Genomic DNA, 15515 nt, shown 5'->3' on the forward strand with positions numbered 1-15515 from the left:
CGACATTGTAGGGCCGACCCCGTGCAGGGCCGACCCACGGTCGCCCCCTTGTTCAGTCCTGCGCGACGCCTTGCGGCAGTTGCATCGTCAGGCAGTGCAGGGAGCCGTTCTGCCAGATCAGCGGGCGGCAGGGGACCTGGACGATCTCGCGGCCGGGGAAGGCCGCGGCGAGCACGTCGGCGGCACGCGCATCGGCGGGATCGCCGTAGGCCGGCATCAGCACCGCGCCGTTGACGATCAGGAAATTGGCGTAGCTGGCGGCGAGGCGGCGGCCGTCGTCATGGATCGGCCGCGGCCAGGGCAGCGGGAACAGGCGGTAGGGCTGGCCGCCGGCGGTGCGCAGCGCGGCGATTTCAGCCGCCATTGCCTGCAGTTCGGCGTGGTGCGAGTCCGCAGGGTCGTCGCAGGCCTGGAACACGATCGCGTCGGGCGCGGCAAAGCGGGCGAGGGTGTCCACGTGGGCGTCGGTGTCGTCGCCCTCGAGGTAACCGTGGTGCAGCCAGAGCACGCGGTCCTGGCGGAGCCACCCGGCAAGCTGGCGACCGACCGTCTCCGGGTCGCTGTCCGGATGGCGCTCGCCCAGGCAGCGCCAGGTGCTCAGCAGGGTGCCCTGGCCGTCGGTTTCGATGGCGCCGCCTTCCAAAGCAAAATCAATGCTTTGTACGGAACAGTTCGAGAAGATTCCCATGTGGGAAAGGCGCCCGACCAGGCGGTCGTCCTCGCCAGCCTCGAACTTGCCGCCCCAGCCTGTGAAGCGGAAGTCGAGGAGACGGAAAGAGCAAGAGCGCCCCTCATCCGCCCCTTCGGGGCACCTTCTCCCCGCAGGCGGGGAGAAGGGAGAGTCGGTCAGGGTGATCGGGCCCGTATCCCGCAACCAGGTGTCGTTGTACGGCACCACCACGAAGCGGACGCGTGCCATGTCCACCCGGGCCGAGGCCAGGCGGGCGCGGGCGTAGGCCTCGACGTCGTCGTCGGCGACGCAGACGATCGCCGGCTCGAAGCGGGTGATCGCCGCGATCATGGCGATGAAGGTCTCCTCGACCTCGCCCAGGCGCTCGGCCCAGTCGGTGCCGGCATGCGGCCACGCGAGGAGGACGGCGGACTGGGGCTCCCATTCCGCCGGGAAACGCAGGGGCTGGGTCATCGGGCGGTGACGGGGACCGGGCCGGTTTCGCCCGGCTGCGGGTTGAGGACGGCGTCGATCACCTTGTCGCGCTCGAAGTAGACGGTGAATGCGGGATAGGTCCAGCGGTGGATCACCGGCCAGGCCGACTTCTGGCCGCCGCGCGGATCCAGCCGGGCGGACGGCTCGCCGAAGCGGGCCTGGACCTGGGCCATGCTCATGCCGCGGGCGGGCAGGGCCGCCGGATTGGCCTGCTCGACGCGCTCGATCAGCAGGGTGTCGGCGCCCGCCGGGGCGGCGAGAGCGCACAGCAACAGCAGGGGAAGCGTGGTGCCGAACCGGTTCATGGTGGATGCCTCGTCGGTGTCCTTGCAGGATTGTACGGGTGCCGCGCAGCCCCTTGTGGGCGCGGCGGAGGCCGCGACGGGGAGCCTGTCACACTTTCGGTCGCGGCTTCCGCCGCTCCTGCAGGGCCGGGAAACAGAAAGGCCGCGTTTCCGCGGCCTTTCGAACAGCAGCCGACCATGGGTCGGCTCTACGAGGCAAGCCTCCGGCTTACCTCTGGCGCGCCTTGAAGCGCGGGTTGGACTTGCAGATTACGAAGACCTTGCCACGACGGCGGACCACCTTGCAGTCGCGGTGACGGGTCTTCGCCGACTTCAGGGAGGAAAGCACCTTCATGGAAGAAACCTCGGCAATGGGGTTGGCGGACGAAGAAAAAAGCGCGCAAGCGCGCCAGCCGCCCATTCTAGCGGAGAAATCCACGCCGAATCAACTGTTTGTCCCGGCGCGGGCGCTACAATGTGCCGATGACGCCGACCCCAGACCCGCAGGCCCCGGACCCTCACACCCCCGTCCTCACCATCGACGGCCCCTCCGGCTCCGGCAAGGGCACGATCAGCCGCCTGGTCGCCCAGCGCCTGGGCTGGCACTACCTGGACTCGGGCGCGCTGTACCGGGCGGTAGGCGTGGCCGCGGGCTGGAACGACCTCGACCTGGACGACGCCGGGGCCCTGGTCCGCTGCGCCTTCGACACCGAGATCCGCTTCCGCGAGGCGGCCGACGGCGAGCTGCGGGTGCTGGTCAACGGCCACGACGCCACCGACGAGCTGCGCACCGAGACCGCGGGGGCCGCGGCCTCGGCGATCGCCGCCATCCCCGAAGTCCGGGCCGCGCTGCGCGACCGCCAGCGCGCCTTCCGCCAGCCGCCCGGGCTGGTCGCGGACGGCCGCGACATGGGCACGGTCATCTTCCCCGACGCTTCCTTCAAGGTGTTCCTGACCGCCAGCGCCGAGGAACGCGCCGAAAGACGCTATAAGCAGTTGAAGGAAAAAGGGGTTTCGGTTACCTTAGAGGGTCTGCTACGGGAGATCCTGGCCCGTGACGCCCGCGACGCCAGCCGCGCGGTGGCGCCGTTGCGGCCGGCCGAAGACGCCATCCGCATCGACACCACCGGGCTGCCGATCGACGCCGTCGTCGCCCGGGTCCTGGGCATCGTCACCCCGTCGTAGAAGAGCCGTAGAGCCGACCCATGGTCGGCTGCTTTACCTGGAAGTACCCGAAGGCCCCGGGCGAACCCGGGCAATCCACCAACCCCGGCGCTGCAATCCCGCACGCCAACCGAGAACAACATGACCGTAGCCACCGAATCCTTCGCCGAACTCTTCGAACAGAGCCAGGCCCACCTCGCCAAGCTCAAGCCCGGCGCCATCGTCACCGGCACCGTGGTCGACGTCCGCTCCGACGTGGTCGTCATCAACGCCGGCCTGAAGTCCGAGGGCATTGTCCCGATCGAGCAGTTCCGCAACGAAGAAGGCGAAATCGACGTCGGCGTGGGCGACACCGTCAAGGTGGCGCTGGACGCCCTGGAAAACGGCTTCGGCGAAACCGTGCTGTCGCGCGAGAAGGCCAAGCGCGCGATGGTGTGGGACGAGCTCGAGGAAGCCCTCGAGAAGAACGAGACCATCACCGGCCGCATCAGCGGCAAGGTCAAGGGCGGCTTCACCGTCGACATCAAGGACGTCCGCGCGTTCCTGCCCGGTTCCCTGGTCGACGTGCGTCCGGTCCGCGACCCGGTGTACCTGGAAGGCAAGGAGCTGGAGTTCAAGCTCATCAAGCTCGACCGCAAGCGCAACAACGTGGTCGTCTCCCGCCGCGCGGTGGTCGAGAGCGAGCACTCCGAGGAGCGCGAGGCGCTGCTCGAGAAGCTGGTCGAGGGCGCGGTGCTCAAGGGCGTGGTCAAGAACCTCACCGACTACGGCGCGTTCGTGGACCTGGGCGGCATCGACGGCCTGCTGCACATCACCGACATGGCCTGGAAGCGCGTGCGCCATCCGTCCGAGGTGGTGGAAGTCGGCCAGGAGCTCGACGTCCGCGTGCTCAAGTACGACCGCGAGCGCAACCGCGTCAGCCTCGGCCTGAAGCAGCTGGGCGAGGATCCGTGGGACAACATCTCGCGCCGCTACCCGGCCAACACCCGCGTGTTCGGCAAGGTCTCCAACGTCACCGACTACGGCGCGTTCGTCGAGATCGAGCCAGGTGTCGAGGGCCTGGTGCACGTGTCGGAGATGGACTGGACCAACAAGAACGTCAACCCGTCCAAGGTCGTCCAGGTCGGCGACGAGGTCGAGGTCATGGTCCTGGACGTGGACGAGGAGCGCCGCCGCATCTCGCTGGGCATCAAGCAGGTCACCTCCAACCCGTGGGAAACCTTCGCCGCGATCCACAAGAAGGGCGACAAGGTCGAGGGCCAGATCAAGTCGATCACCGACTTCGGCATCTTCATCGGCCTGGAAGGCGGCATCGACGGCCTGGTGCACCTGTCGGACATCAGCTGGAACGCCAACCCCGAGGAAATCGTCCGCAACTACAAGAAGGGCGACACCCTCGAGGCGGTGGTCCTGGCGGTCGACCCGGAGCGCGAGCGCATCAGCCTGGGCGTGAAGCAGCTGGAGCAGGACCCGATGGGCCAGTTCCAGGCCAACAACAGCCGCGGCTCGATCGTGAAGGGCACCGTCAAGGAAGTGGACGCCAAGGGCGCGACCATCGACCTGGGCGACGGCGTGGAAGGCTACCTGTCGGTCCGCGACATCTCGCACGAGCGGGTCGAGGACGCCAGCCAGAAGCTGAAGGTCGGCGACGAGATCGAGGCCAAGATCGTCGGCACCGATCGCAAGAGCCGCCTGATGCAGCTTTCGATCAAGGCCAAGGACGAGGCCGAGACCCAGGAGGCGCTGGCGGAGTACAACCGCTCCGCGGATGCCTCTGCCGGAACCACCAAGCTCGGCGCGCTGCTGCGTGAGCAGCTCGGGAACAAGTCCGAGTAAGTTGAGCGTTGGCGGCGGCCCGGGACTCCCGGGCCGCCCGTCGCGCGGGTTCCACGCACGACACGAGCCCATGACCAAGTCCGAGCTGATCGAGATCCTCACCCAACGCCAGGCCCACCTGAAGGCCGACGACGTCGACCTCGCGGTCAAGTCGCTGCTGGAAATGATGGGTGCCTCGCTGTCCCAGGGCGAGCGCATCGAGGTCCGCGGTTTCGGCAGCTTTTCCCTGCATTACCGGCCGCCGCGTACCGGCCGCAATCCGAAGACCGGCGAGGCCGTCGCGCTGCCGGGCAAGCACGTTCCCCATTTCAAGCCCGGCAAGGAGCTGCGCGAGCGCGTGAGCAACGCCCTGCCGGTGGCCGACGACGACTGATGCGCGTCCTGCGCGCGGTCCTCGCCGTGCTGTTCCTGGCCGTGGGGCTGGCGATCGGCGCGCTCAATCCGCAGCCGGTGGCGATCGACCTCGGCTTCTCCGTGTTCCGCGCCAGCCTGGGCGTGTCGCTGCTGCTCGCGCTGCTGGTCGGCGTGGTGGCAGGCGGCGTGGTCCTGGCCGCGAGCACGCTGCTGCGGCGCCCGGCGCGCCGCGACGACGACAGGGCGGCCTGACCGATGGTCCTGCTCGACCAATGGATCTGGTACGCGCTGTTGATCCCGCTGGCGGCGATCACCGGCTGGGTGATCGGGCGCCGCGGCGGCGAACGGCATAGCGACAGCCAGGTCAGCAAGCTCTCCACGACCTATTTCCGCGGCCTGAACTACCTGCTCAACGAGCAGCCGGACAAGGCGATCGAGCTGTTCCTGCACATCGCCGAGCTGGACAAGGACACCTTCGAGACCCAGGTCGCACTCGGCCACCTGTTCCGCCGCCGCGGCGAGGTCGACCGCGCGATCCGCCTGCACCAGGCGCTGGTGCAGCGCCCCGACCTGAGCGACCAGCAGAAGGTGCAGGCGCTGCTGGCGCTGGGCGAGGACTACATGAAGTCCGGCCTGCTCGACCGTGCCGAAACCGTGTTCTCCGACCTGGCCCGGATCGACCAGCGCGCGCCGCAGGCGCTGCGCCACCTGATCGCGATCTACCAGTCCGAGCGCGACTGGGCCAAGGCGATCGAGAACGCCACCCGTTACGAGGCGGTGACCGGCGAGCCGATGGGCAAGCTGGTGGCGCAGTTCGAATGCGAACTGGCCGACCGGCACCGCGCCGCCGGCCGCATCGACGAGGCGCGAGCGGCGATCGCCCGGGCCTACGCGGCCGACTCCACCTCGGTGCGCGCCGGCCTGCTCGAGGGCCGGATCGAGGTCGAGGCCGGCAACGACACGGCCGCGATCCGCGCCTTCGAACGTGCCGCGCGGCACGACCCCGACTACCTGCCGGAGCTGCTGCCGTCGTTGCTGGCCGCCTATGCGCGCGTGGGCGACACCACCGGCGCGCGCACCTTCCTGGCGCAGATGGCCGAGCACTACCGCGGCATTTCGCCCGTGCTGGCACTGACCCGGCTGGTGGAAGTGGAGGAGGGCGTGGGTTCCGCGCGCGCCTACCTGGCCCGGCAACTGAAGGACCGGCCGTCGGTGCGCGGCGAGGCCGCGCTGATCGACCTGACCCTGGCCGAAAGCGCCGACCCGGTCGCGACCCTGCACGACCTGAAGCACATCACCGACCAGCTCCTGGTGCGCAATCCCAGCTACCGCTGCAGCCGTTGCGGCTTCGGCGCGCGCAGCCACCACTGGCAATGCCCCAGCTGCAAGGAATGGGGTACGGTCAAGCCATTGCTCAACTACGCGGTGGTCTGAACCTTTCGATGCTGGCCTGGGGCGTGCTGGGGTTTGCGATCTCGCTGGCCGGGACCTGGCTGGCGCGGGCCTACGCGTTGCGCAATGCGCTGCTCGACCACCCCGGCGAACGTCGCAGCCACCAGGCGGCGACGCCGCGCGGCGGCGGCATCGCGATCGTCGCGGCGATGCTCCCGCTGCTCGCCTGGCTGGCATGGCAACCGGGCACCCAGGCGCGCGCATGGATGTGGATCGGCCTGGGCCTGGTCGCGGTGGCCGGCATCGGCTGGCGCGACGACCATCGCCACGTGCCGCCGCCGCTGCGCCTGGCGGTGCACCTGCTGGCCGCGGCGCTGCTGGCCCACGCGCTGGTCCTGTTGGGCGCGGACCTGGTCCAGGCCAGCGCAGCCTTGGTGCTGGCGGTCGTGTTGGTCAACGTCTGGAATTTCATGGACGGGATCGACAGCCTGGCCGCCAGCCAGGCGTTGGTCGCGGCCGCGGCCTATGCCCTGTTCGCCGGTGGTGGCGAGGTCGCATTGCCGGGCATCGTGCTGGCGGCGGCCTGCGCGGGCTTCCTGCCGTTCAACCTGCCGCGTGCCCGGATCTTCCTCGGGGACGTGGGCAGCGGATCGCTGGGCTATCTGCTGGCCACGCTGGCCGGGTTGCTGCTGCTCGAGACCCCTTGGCCCAGGGCGCCCCTGCTGGCCTTTCCGTTGCTGGTGTTCGGCGTTGACGCGTCCTTGACGCTGGCGCGTCGCATCGTGCGTGGAGAACGTTGGTGGCAGGCCCATGTGCAGCATGCGTACCAGGCCTGGGTACGTCGCGGAGCCAGCCATGGACGCGTCGCCGGCGCCTATCTGGCCGCGTCGCTGGTCGCCGTTTCGTTGATGTTCATCGCAAGTGCGTATTCATTCGCCGTTATCATATGGGTGGTCGGACTCTCCTGCGCGGTGGCTTGCATGGCCTGGTCGCGGCTGCAGCAGGGATGGACTCGCGCAGGGAGAGGGTAGGTGATGGCGAACTGGAAGGATCGGGTGGCGCTGGGGGTGCCGCGGGTCGCGGTGATCGTGCACGATCTGTGCATGGTCTGGGCGGCCTGGACGGGCCTGCACCTGTTGCGCTACGCGCTGCGCTCCGAACCGTCGCCGCTGTCGCCGTGGTCGGCCGAGACCGCGCTGGTGCTGATCGCCCAGGGCCTGGTGTTCTGGCGCGTTGGCCTGTACCGGGGCATCTGGCGCTTCGCCAGCGTCCCCGACCTGATCAACATCCTCAAGGCCTGCCTCGCGGGCCTGGTGGCGATCTTCGTCGGCCTGTTCCTCTACAACCGCATGGACCAGGTCTCGCGCACGGTCCTGCTGCTGTATCCGTTCGTGCTGACCGCGTTGCTGGGGATGCCGCGGCTGCTGTACCGGGTGTGGAAGGACCACCAGCGCAGCAAGGCCGAACAGGGCGGAATGCGGGTCCTGATCCTGGGCGCGGGCCAGGCCGGCGAGGCACTGGTGCGCGACCTGCGCCGCACCGGCGCCTACCAGCCGGTCGGGTTCCTGGACGACGCCGCGAACCTGCGCGGCAGCTACCTGCAGGGCGTGCCCGTGCTGGGCCGGGTCGCGGACGTGGAGCGGATCGCGCCGGAAACCGCGGCCGCGCTGCTGGTCATCGCGATGCCGCAGCTCGACGCGGCGGCGATGCGCGAAGTGGTGGCCGCCTGCGAGCGGACCGGGCTGCCGTTCCGCCGCGTGCCGCGGCTGGACGACCTGCTTGAAGGCCGGTCGCTGCCGGGCGAACTGAAGGAAGTCGCGATCGAGGACCTGCTCGGCCGCAAGCCGGTCACCCCGGACTGGAAGGCGATCCGCGGCTGGCTGGGCGGGCGCAGCGTGCTGGTCACCGGCGCCGGCGGCTCGATCGGTTCGGAGCTGTGCCGCCAGTGCGCGCGCCATGGCGCGCACCAGATCGCGATGGTCGAGATCGACGAGCTCGCGCTGAGCCGGATGCAGGCCGAGTTGCGCCGCGACTTTCCGCAGGTGCGCTGCGTGCCGGTGCTGGGCGATTGCGGCGACCCCGCGGTGATCCGCCATGCCATCTCGCGCTCGCAGCCCGAGGCGGTGTTCCATGCCGCCGCGTACAAGCAGGTGCCGTTGCTGGAGTTCCAGCTGCGCGAGGCGGTGCGCAACAACGTGCTCGCCACCGAGACCGTGATCCGCGAGTGCCAGGACGCCGGCATCGGCAGCTTCGTGCTGATCTCCACCGACAAGGCAGTGGATCCGGTGAATGTGCTCGGCGCGACCAAGCGCCTGGCCGAGATGGTGTGCCAGGCGCAGTCCGGCAAGACATCCACCCGCGCGGTGACGGTGCGCTTCGGCAACGTGCTCGATTCGGCCGGCAGCGTGGTGCCGCTGTTCCGCGAGCAGATCCGCAATGGCGGCCCGGTGACCGTGACCGATCCGGAAGTCACCCGCTACTTCATGACCATTCCCGAGGCCTGCCAGCTGATCCTGCAGGCGGCGGCGATGGGCTCTCAGGATGCGGTGTACACGCTGGACATGGGCGAGCCGGTGGCGATCAAGCTGCTCGCCGAGCAGATGATCCGCCTGGCCGGCAAGCAGCCCGAGCGCGACATCGCGATCGTCTATACCGGCCTGCGCCCGGGCGAGAAGCTGCACGAAACCCTGTTCCACGCCGACGAGCGCTACCGGCCGACCGCGCATCCGAAAATCCTGCAGGCCGAGGCGCGCGCGGTGGCGGCCGAGCGCATCCTCACGGCGAGCCAGCGCCTGCGCGAGGCCGTGGCCCGCTACGACCTGGAAGTGATGGCGGCCCAGCTGCGCGATGCGGTGCCGGAGTTCGTGCCCGCCGAGGTGGTGGCCGCGCCCGCCGTCGCCAGCGATTCGGCGACCGTGGTCGCGTTCCCCGCCCGAAGCTCACGGAATTCATGATGTCCCCAACGCGCGCCGGATCCCGACGCATCCGCAAGGCCGTGTTTCCCGTTGCCGGGCTCGGCACCCGGTTCCTGCCGGCCACCAAGACGGTGCCCAAGGAAATGCTGCCGATCGTGGACAAGCCGCTGATCCAGTACGCGGTGGACGAGGCGATCGAGGCCGGCTGCGACACCCTGGTGTTCGTCACCAACCGCTACAAGCACGCGGTGGCCGACTACTTCGACAAGGCGTACGAGCTGGAGCAGAAGCTCGAGCGCGCCGGCAAGCAGGAGCAGCTCGAAGTGGTCCGGCACGTGCTGCCGGAAGGGGTGCGCGCGATCTTCGTGACCCAGGCCGAGGCGCTGGGCCTGGGCCACGCAGTGCTGTGCGCCAAGGCGGTGATCGGCGATGAACCCTTCGCGGTGCTGTTGCCGGACGACCTGATCTGGAACCGCGACGGCGACGGCGCGCTCAAGCAGATGGCGGACCTGGCCGAGCAGGCCGGCGCCAGCGTCATCGCGACCCAGGAAGTCCCGCGCGACAAGACCGCCAGCTATGGCATCGTCGCGACGGAGGCGTTCGAGGGGCGCAGCGGGACGATCACCGGCATCGTCGAGAAGCCGGCGCCGGCGGAGGCGCCCAGCACCCTGGCGGTGGTCGGGCGCTACGTGCTCTCGCCGCGGATCTTCGAACTGCTGGAGGCGACCCGGCCGGGAGCGGGCGGCGAGATCCAGCTCACCGACGCGATCTCGGCGCTGCTGGCGGAAGAGCCGGCGCTGGCCTACCGCTTCAAGGGCACCCGCTTCGACTGCGGCACCCATATCGGGCTGATCAACGCGACCATCCGCTTCGCCCTTGACCACGAGAAGCTCAGCGAGCCCGCCCGCCGCATGATGACCGACGCGCTCACCGAACTGGGCGTCCGCGACTCCGACTGATCTTCAGGCCTTTTTAGCCACAGATTTCACGGATCAAGAGCAGATTGCACAGACAAAGGAAAAGTGGCTCGCGGCGACCCGTCAGGTCGCGGCGAGCCACTTTCTAAAAACCTGTGTTGACCCGCTCTTGATCTGTGAAATCTGTGGCCAAAAAATGTCACAGGGCTTCGAAGACGCCGGCCGCGCCCATGCCGGTGCCGATGCACATGGTGACCATGCCGTACTTGTGGCCGTGGCGGCGCATGCCGTGGACGATGGTGGCGGTGCGCACCGCGCCGGTAGCGCCGAGGGGGTGGCCCAGGGCGATGGCGCCGCCCAGCGGGTTGACCTTGTCGGGGTCGAGCCCGCTGTCGCGGATCACCGCCAGGGCCTGCGCGGCGAAGGCCTCGTTGAGTTCGATCCAGTCGAGCTGGTCCTTGGTCAACCCGGCCTGCTCCAGCGCCTTCGGGATCGCCGCGATCGGGCCGATGCCCATCACCTCCGGGCGCACGCCCGCCACCGCGAACGACACGAAGCGCGCCAGCGGGGTGAGGTTGTAGTCCTTGATCGCCCGTTCCGAGGCGACCAGCACCGCGCCGGCGCCGTCGCTCATCTGCGAGCTGTTGCCGGCGGTGACCGTGCCGCCGGCCTGGCCGTTGCGGAACACCGTGCGCAGCTTCGCCAGGCCTTCCAGTGACGTGTCCGGGCGCGGCCCCTCGTCGACCTCGACCAGGGTCTTCTTCAGCCGGATCGTGTTGCCGCCGAGGTCGGGCAGGTGCGCGACGACTTCCAGCGGGGTGATCTCCTCGCGGAACTCGCCGCGCTCGATCGCGGCCAGCGCCTTGCGGTGCGAGCCGAGCGCGAAGGCGTCCTGGTCCTCGCGCGAGACGTTCCATTCCTCGGCGACCTTCTCGGCGGTGATGCCCATGCCGTAGGCGATGGCGATGTTCTCCTCGCGTGCGAACACCTGCGGGCTCATCGCGATCTTGTTGCCCATCATCGGCACCATCGACATCGACTCGGTGCCGCCGGCCAGCACCAGGTCGGCCTGGCCCAGGCGCACCTGGTCGGCGGCCAGCGCCACCGCCTGCAGCCCGGAGGAGCAGAAGCGGTTGATGGTCTGCGCCGGAATCGTGTTCGGCAGCCCGGCCAGCAGCGCGCCGATGCGGGCCACGTTCATGCCTTGCTCGGCCTCGGGCATCGCGCAGCCGATGATGACGTCCTGGACGCGGGACACGTCCATGCCCGGCGCCTGCGCGACCACGGCGCGCAGCACGTGCGCCAGCATCTCGTCCGGCCGGGTGTTGCGGAACACGCCGCGCGGCGCCTTGCCGACCGGGGTGCGGGTGGCGGCGACGATGTAGGCGTCCTGGATTTGCATGCTCATGGATTCAGTTCCTCAACGGCTTGCCGGTCTTCAACATGTGCGCGATGCGCTCCTGGGTCTTCGGCATCTGCGCCAGGGCGACAAAGTGCTCGCGCTCCAGGCGCAACAGCCAGTCCTCGTCCACCAGCGAGTGGCGATCGACCTCGCCGCCGCACAGGACGGTGGCAATGCGCTCGGCGATCTCGTAGTCGTGGCGCGAGATGAAGCGTCCCTCGAGCATGTTGACCAGCTGCATGCGGAAGGTGGCGATGCCGACGTCGCCGGCGACGCGGATGCGGCGCGCCGGCAGGGGCGGGCGATAACCCTGTTCGGCCAGCGCCAGCGCCTGCTGGCGGGCGATGTGCAGCAGCTCGTGGGCGTGGAAGGCGACGGCGTCGCCGTCGCGCAGCAGGCCCAGTTCCTTCGCTTCAAGCGCGGAGCCCGCCACCTTGGCCATCGCCACGGTCTCGAAAACGGTACGCAGCTGCGCGAACACGTCGCCGGAGTCGCCTGCCGCGCGCGAGGCGCGCACCGCCAGTTCCTTCAGCCCGCCACCGGCAGGTAGCAGGCCGACGCCGGCCTCGACCAGGCCGATGTAGCTCTCAAGGTGAGCGACGGTGCGCGCGGCATGCATCTGGAATTCGCAACCGCCGCCCAGGGCGAGGCCGCGGACCGCGGCGACCACCGGGACCAGCGCGTACTTGATCCGCTGGCTGGTGCGCTGGAAGTTGGCGACCATCGCCTCGAAGCCGGCGACATTGCCGGCCTGCAGCAGGCCAAGCGCACCGGCGAGGTCGGCGCCGGCCGAGAACGGCTCCTTCGGCTGCCACAGCACCATCGCGCGGAAGTCGCGCTCGGCCAGGCCGATGGCGTGCTGCAGCCCGTCGAGCACCTGGTCGTTGACCGTGTGCATCTTGGTCTTGAACGAGGCCACCAGCACGCCGTCGCCGTCGGTCCAGGCGCGGATGCCGTCGTTCTCGAACACGGTCTCGCCCGGGTCGAAGCGTTCGCCCAGCAGCGGGTCGGGGAAGCGCTGGCGCTGGTACACCGGCAGAGACGAGCGCGGCAGCTTGGCGTCCTTGCCCGGACTGTAGCTGCCCTCGGCGCCGTGCACGCCCTCGCGGCCGTCGAATACCCAGTCGGGCAGGGCGGCATCGCTCATCGCCTTGCCGGCGACGATGTCCTCGGCGATCCAGTCGGCCACCTGGCGCCAGCCGGCGGCCTGCCAGGTCTCGAACGGGCCGAGCGACCAGCCGTAGCCCCAGCGGATCGCCAGGTCCACGTCGCGCGCGGTGTCGGCAATCGCACCCAGGTGGTAGGCGCTGTAGTGGAACAGATCGCGGAACACGGCCCACAGGAACTGCGCCTGCGGGTGTCCGCTGGCGCGCAGCGCAGCGAACTTCTTCGCCGGGTCGCGCTCCTTGAGCAGCGCGGCGACCTCCGGTTCGAGCTCCGGCTGGCTCGGCCGGTAGTCCTGCGCCTCGAGGTCGAGCACCAGGATGTCCTTGCCACGCTTGGTGTAGATGCCGGCACGGGTCTTCTGGCCCAGCGCGCCCTTGGCGACCAGCGCCTGCAGCCAATCCGGCGCCTGGAAGTGCGCGTGCCAGGGATCGTCCGGCAGCGTCTCCGCCATCGTGCCGATGACGTGGACCATGGTGTCCAGGCCGACCACGTCGGCGGTGCGGTAGGTGGCCGATTTCGGCCGGCCGATCGCCGGCCCGGTCAGCGCGTCCACGACTTCGAACGGCAGGCCGAAGGCCGCGGTGTGGTGCATGGTCGCCAGGATCGAGAACACGCCGATCCGGTTGCCGATGAAGTTCGGGGTGTCCTTGGCCCGGACCACGCCCTTGCCCAGGGTGGTGGTGAGGAAGGCCTCCAGCGCGTCCAGCACCCACGGCTCGGTGGTCTTCGCCGGAATCAGCTCGGCCAGGTGCATGTAGCGCGGCGGGTTGAAGAAATGCACGCCGCAGAAGCGGTGGCGCATCTCCTCCGGCAGGACCGAGGCCAGCGCGTCGATGCCCAGGCCCGAGGTGTTGCTGGCCAGCACCGCATGCGCGGCCACGTGCGGGGCGATGCGCTTGTACAGGTCCTGCTTCCAGTCCATCCGCTCGGCGATCGCCTCGATCACCAGGTCGCAGCCTTCCAGCAGCGCCAGGTCCGAGTCGTAGTTCGCCGGGGTGATGGCCGCGGCCAGGGTCTTGCTGGCCAGCGGGGCGGGAGAGAGCTTGCCCAGGTTGGCGATGGCCTTGTCGACGACCGCATTCGGCGCGTCCTTGCCGGCCAGGTCGAACAGCACCGTATCGACCCCGGCGTTGGTGAGGTGCGCGGCAATCTGCGCCCCCATCACCCCGGCCCCCAGCACCGCGGCCCGCCGTACAAGCAATTTCTCAACCATGTCTCATATCTCTCGGATTCATTTAGTTTTTTTGACCACAGATTTCACAGATTCAAAAGGATAAAAAGCCATTACCGCTCTTGATCCGCTCCTGATCTGTGGAATCTGTGGCCAAGGAAAGCCCGATTCAGGACGTAAAGCCCGCCGCGGCGAAGCGGATGAGTTCGCGGGCGGCGCGTTCGCGGTGGGTGGCTTCGGTGGTGCCGGGTGGGCGCTTGATCATTCCGAAGTCGGCCATGGCGTAGGTCAGCGCGCCGGCCAGGAAGTCCAGGCGCCACAGCAGTTGCTCGCGCGGCAGCTCCGGCAGGCACTGGCCGATGGCCCGCGCGAATTCGCGCGGCACGTGCCCGTACTGGTCGGAGAGGAATTTGCGCAGGCTGTCGTTCTTCTCGGCGTAGGCGCGGGCGATCACGCGGATGAAGGCGCCGCCGCCCTGGCGGTCCTGGGCCATCGCCAGCGCCGGCTCGACGAACGCGGCCAGCACCGGCTCCAGCTCGCCCGGGTGCTCGCGCTCGGCCGCTTCCAGCATCGCCATCCGGCGCGCGCTCATCTCGTCCATGCGCCGGCGGAAGACCTCGTTCACGAGGTTCTCCTTGCTGCCGAAGTGGTAGTTGACCGCGGCGATGTTCACGTCCGCGTGGCTGGTGACCTGGCGCAGCGAGGTGCCGGCGAAGCCGTACTGGGCGAACAGCTCCTCGGCGGCGCCGAGGATCCGGTCCTTGGTGGAGAAGGCGGTGGAGGACATGTCGGGTGGCTGCAGGCACGCTGAATCAAACGATTGTTTGATGCTACGCCCGGCTGTGATCGGGCGTCAATCGGATGCTAGAATTTCCCGAGCCATGTCGGCTAAACCCGCGCCACGTCGCGGGTTTTTCCTCCCGGAGAAGAATGCAAATGGCGCTGGAGCGCACCCTTTCGATCATCAAGCCCGATGCCGTCGCCAAGAACGTCATCGGCGAAATCTATTCCCGCTTCGAGAAGGCCGGCCTGAAGGTCGTCGCCGCCCGGATGAAGCACCTGTCCCGCCAGGAAGCCGAGGGCTTCTATGCGGTCCACCGCGAGCGCCCGTTCTTCAAGGCGCTGGTGGAGTTCATGGTGTCCGGCCCGGTGATGATCCAGGTGCTGGAAGGCGAGAACGCGGTGCTGAAGAACCGCGAGCTGATGGGTGCGACCAACCCGAAGGAAGCGGCGCCGGGCACGATCCGCGCCGACTTCGCCGATTCGATCGACGCCAACGCCGTGCACGGGTCCGACTCGCCGGAGAACGCCGCGATCGAGATCGCGTACTTCTTCCCGGCCACCGACGTCCACGGCCGCTGAGGCGATGATGCAGCGCCCGGGCGACAACACGGTCACCGCCCAGTCGAAGACGAACATCTTCGACTTCGACCGTGCGTCGCTCGAGCGCTTCTTCGAGCAGGAGCTCGGGGAAAAGAAGTTCCGCGCGCACCAGGTGATGAAGTGGATCCATCACCGCTACGCCACCGACTTCGAGCAGATGACCGACCTGGGCAAGGCGCTGCGCGCCCGGCTCGAGGCGATCGCCGTGGTGCGCCCGCCGGAAGTCATCTACGACAAGGCGTCCACCGACGGCACCCACAAGTGGCTGCTCGGCATGGACCCGAAGAACGCGATCGAGACGGTCTACATTCCGGACAAGGGCCGCGGCACGCTGTGCGTGTCCTCGCAGGTGGGCTGCGCGCTCA

General features: G+C 69.0%; 15 protein-coding genes and 1 pseudogene. 10 read left to right on the plus strand and 6 right to left on the minus strand.

The window, feature by feature from the left end; all coding sequences use genetic code 11:
* Positions 1-52: 52 nt before the first annotated feature.
* The 3 genes from ACIY1X_RS07770 to ykgO all read right to left on the minus strand — a co-directional run bounded on the left by ACIY1X_RS07770 (position 53) and on the right by ykgO (position 1804).
* Positions 53-1144: an agmatine/peptidylarginine deiminase gene (locus ACIY1X_RS07770; protein WP_399679599.1), complete on the minus strand. Its 1092-nt coding sequence runs from the start codon at positions 1142-1144 to the stop codon at positions 53-55.
* Complete coding sequence (locus ACIY1X_RS07775; RefSeq protein WP_399679600.1) at positions 1141-1470, minus strand: hypothetical protein; 330 nt, start codon at positions 1468-1470, stop codon at positions 1141-1143. The genes ACIY1X_RS07770 and ACIY1X_RS07775 overlap by 4 nt, the downstream gene beginning before the upstream one ends.
* Positions 1471-1678: 208 nt before the next feature.
* Positions 1679-1804: a type B 50S ribosomal protein L36 gene (ykgO, locus tag ACIY1X_RS07780; RefSeq protein ID WP_005913193.1), complete on the minus strand. Its 126-nt coding sequence runs from the start codon at positions 1802-1804 to the stop codon at positions 1679-1681.
* Positions 1805-1932: 128 nt separating this feature from the next.
* Here ykgO and cmk point away from each other — a divergent pair, with 128 nt between their 5' ends.
* The 8 genes from cmk to galU all read left to right on the plus strand — a co-directional run bounded on the left by cmk (position 1933) and on the right by galU (position 10069).
* A complete protein-coding gene (gene cmk, locus ACIY1X_RS07785; RefSeq protein ID WP_399679603.1) occupies positions 1933-2634 on the plus strand; it encodes a (d)CMP kinase in 702 nt (233 codons plus the stop codon).
* Between the two features lie 120 nt (positions 2635-2754).
* Positions 2755-4449, plus strand: a complete 1695-nt coding sequence (rpsA, locus tag ACIY1X_RS07790) for a 30S ribosomal protein S1 (RefSeq protein WP_399679604.1) — start codon at positions 2755-2757, stop codon at positions 4447-4449.
* A 70-nt stretch (positions 4450-4519) separates the two neighbouring features.
* A complete protein-coding gene (locus ACIY1X_RS07795; protein ID WP_399679606.1) occupies positions 4520-4822 on the plus strand; it encodes an integration host factor subunit beta in 303 nt (100 codons plus the stop codon).
* Positions 4822-5055, plus strand: a complete 234-nt coding sequence (locus ACIY1X_RS07800; protein WP_399679608.1) for a lipopolysaccharide assembly protein LapA domain-containing protein — start codon at positions 4822-4824, stop codon at positions 5053-5055. The genes ACIY1X_RS07795 and ACIY1X_RS07800 overlap by 1 nt, the downstream gene beginning before the upstream one ends.
* 3 nt (positions 5056-5058) lie before the next feature.
* A complete protein-coding gene (lapB, locus tag ACIY1X_RS07805; protein ID WP_399679610.1) occupies positions 5059-6237 on the plus strand; it encodes a lipopolysaccharide assembly protein LapB in 1179 nt (392 codons plus the stop codon).
* A gap of 8 nt (positions 6238-6245) precedes the next feature.
* Positions 6246-7226 (plus strand): hypothetical protein, encoded by a 981-nt coding sequence (locus ACIY1X_RS07810; protein WP_399679612.1) that lies wholly within the window; start codon positions 6246-6248, stop codon positions 7224-7226.
* Positions 7227-7229: 3 nt separating this feature from the next.
* The gene (locus ACIY1X_RS07815; RefSeq protein ID WP_399679614.1) at positions 7230-9149 is read left to right on the plus strand and encodes a polysaccharide biosynthesis protein; all 1920 of its coding nucleotides are present in this window, start codon (positions 7230-7232) and stop codon (positions 9147-9149) included.
* 41 nt (positions 9150-9190) lie between these two features.
* Complete coding sequence (gene galU, locus ACIY1X_RS07820) at positions 9191-10069, plus strand: UTP--glucose-1-phosphate uridylyltransferase GalU (protein WP_399679615.1); 879 nt, start codon at positions 9191-9193, stop codon at positions 10067-10069.
* 157 nt (positions 10070-10226) lie between these two features.
* On the opposite strand, the gene ACIY1X_RS07825 is transcribed toward galU, so the two are convergent.
* From ACIY1X_RS07825 to ACIY1X_RS07835, 3 genes are all read right to left on the minus strand, one after another.
* Positions 10227-11435 (minus strand): acetyl-CoA C-acyltransferase, encoded by a 1209-nt coding sequence (locus ACIY1X_RS07825; protein WP_399679616.1) that lies wholly within the window; start codon positions 11433-11435, stop codon positions 10227-10229.
* 4 nt (positions 11436-11439) lie between these two features.
* On the minus strand, positions 11440-13809 hold the full coding sequence (locus ACIY1X_RS07830; RefSeq protein WP_399679617.1) for a 3-hydroxyacyl-CoA dehydrogenase/enoyl-CoA hydratase family protein: 2370 nt from the start codon (positions 13807-13809) through the stop codon (positions 11440-11442).
* Positions 13810-13936: 127 nt separating this feature from the next.
* A complete protein-coding gene (locus ACIY1X_RS07835; RefSeq protein WP_399679619.1) occupies positions 13937-14554 on the minus strand; it encodes a TetR/AcrR family transcriptional regulator in 618 nt (205 codons plus the stop codon).
* 149 nt (positions 14555-14703) lie between these two features.
* Between ACIY1X_RS07835 and ndk the strand changes: the two genes are divergently transcribed.
* Positions 14704-15129 (plus strand): nucleoside-diphosphate kinase, encoded by a 426-nt coding sequence (gene ndk, locus ACIY1X_RS07840; protein ID WP_399679621.1) that lies wholly within the window; start codon positions 14704-14706, stop codon positions 15127-15129.
* A gap of 4 nt (positions 15130-15133) precedes the next feature.
* A pseudogene (locus tag ACIY1X_RS07845) lies at positions 15134-15515 on the plus strand (23S rRNA (adenine(2503)-C(2))-methyltransferase RlmN); the annotation flags it as partial.

The organism is Xenophilus sp. (assembly GCF_044462705.1).
Lineage (GTDB): Bacteria > Pseudomonadota > Gammaproteobacteria > Burkholderiales > Burkholderiaceae_C > Xenophilus > Xenophilus azovorans.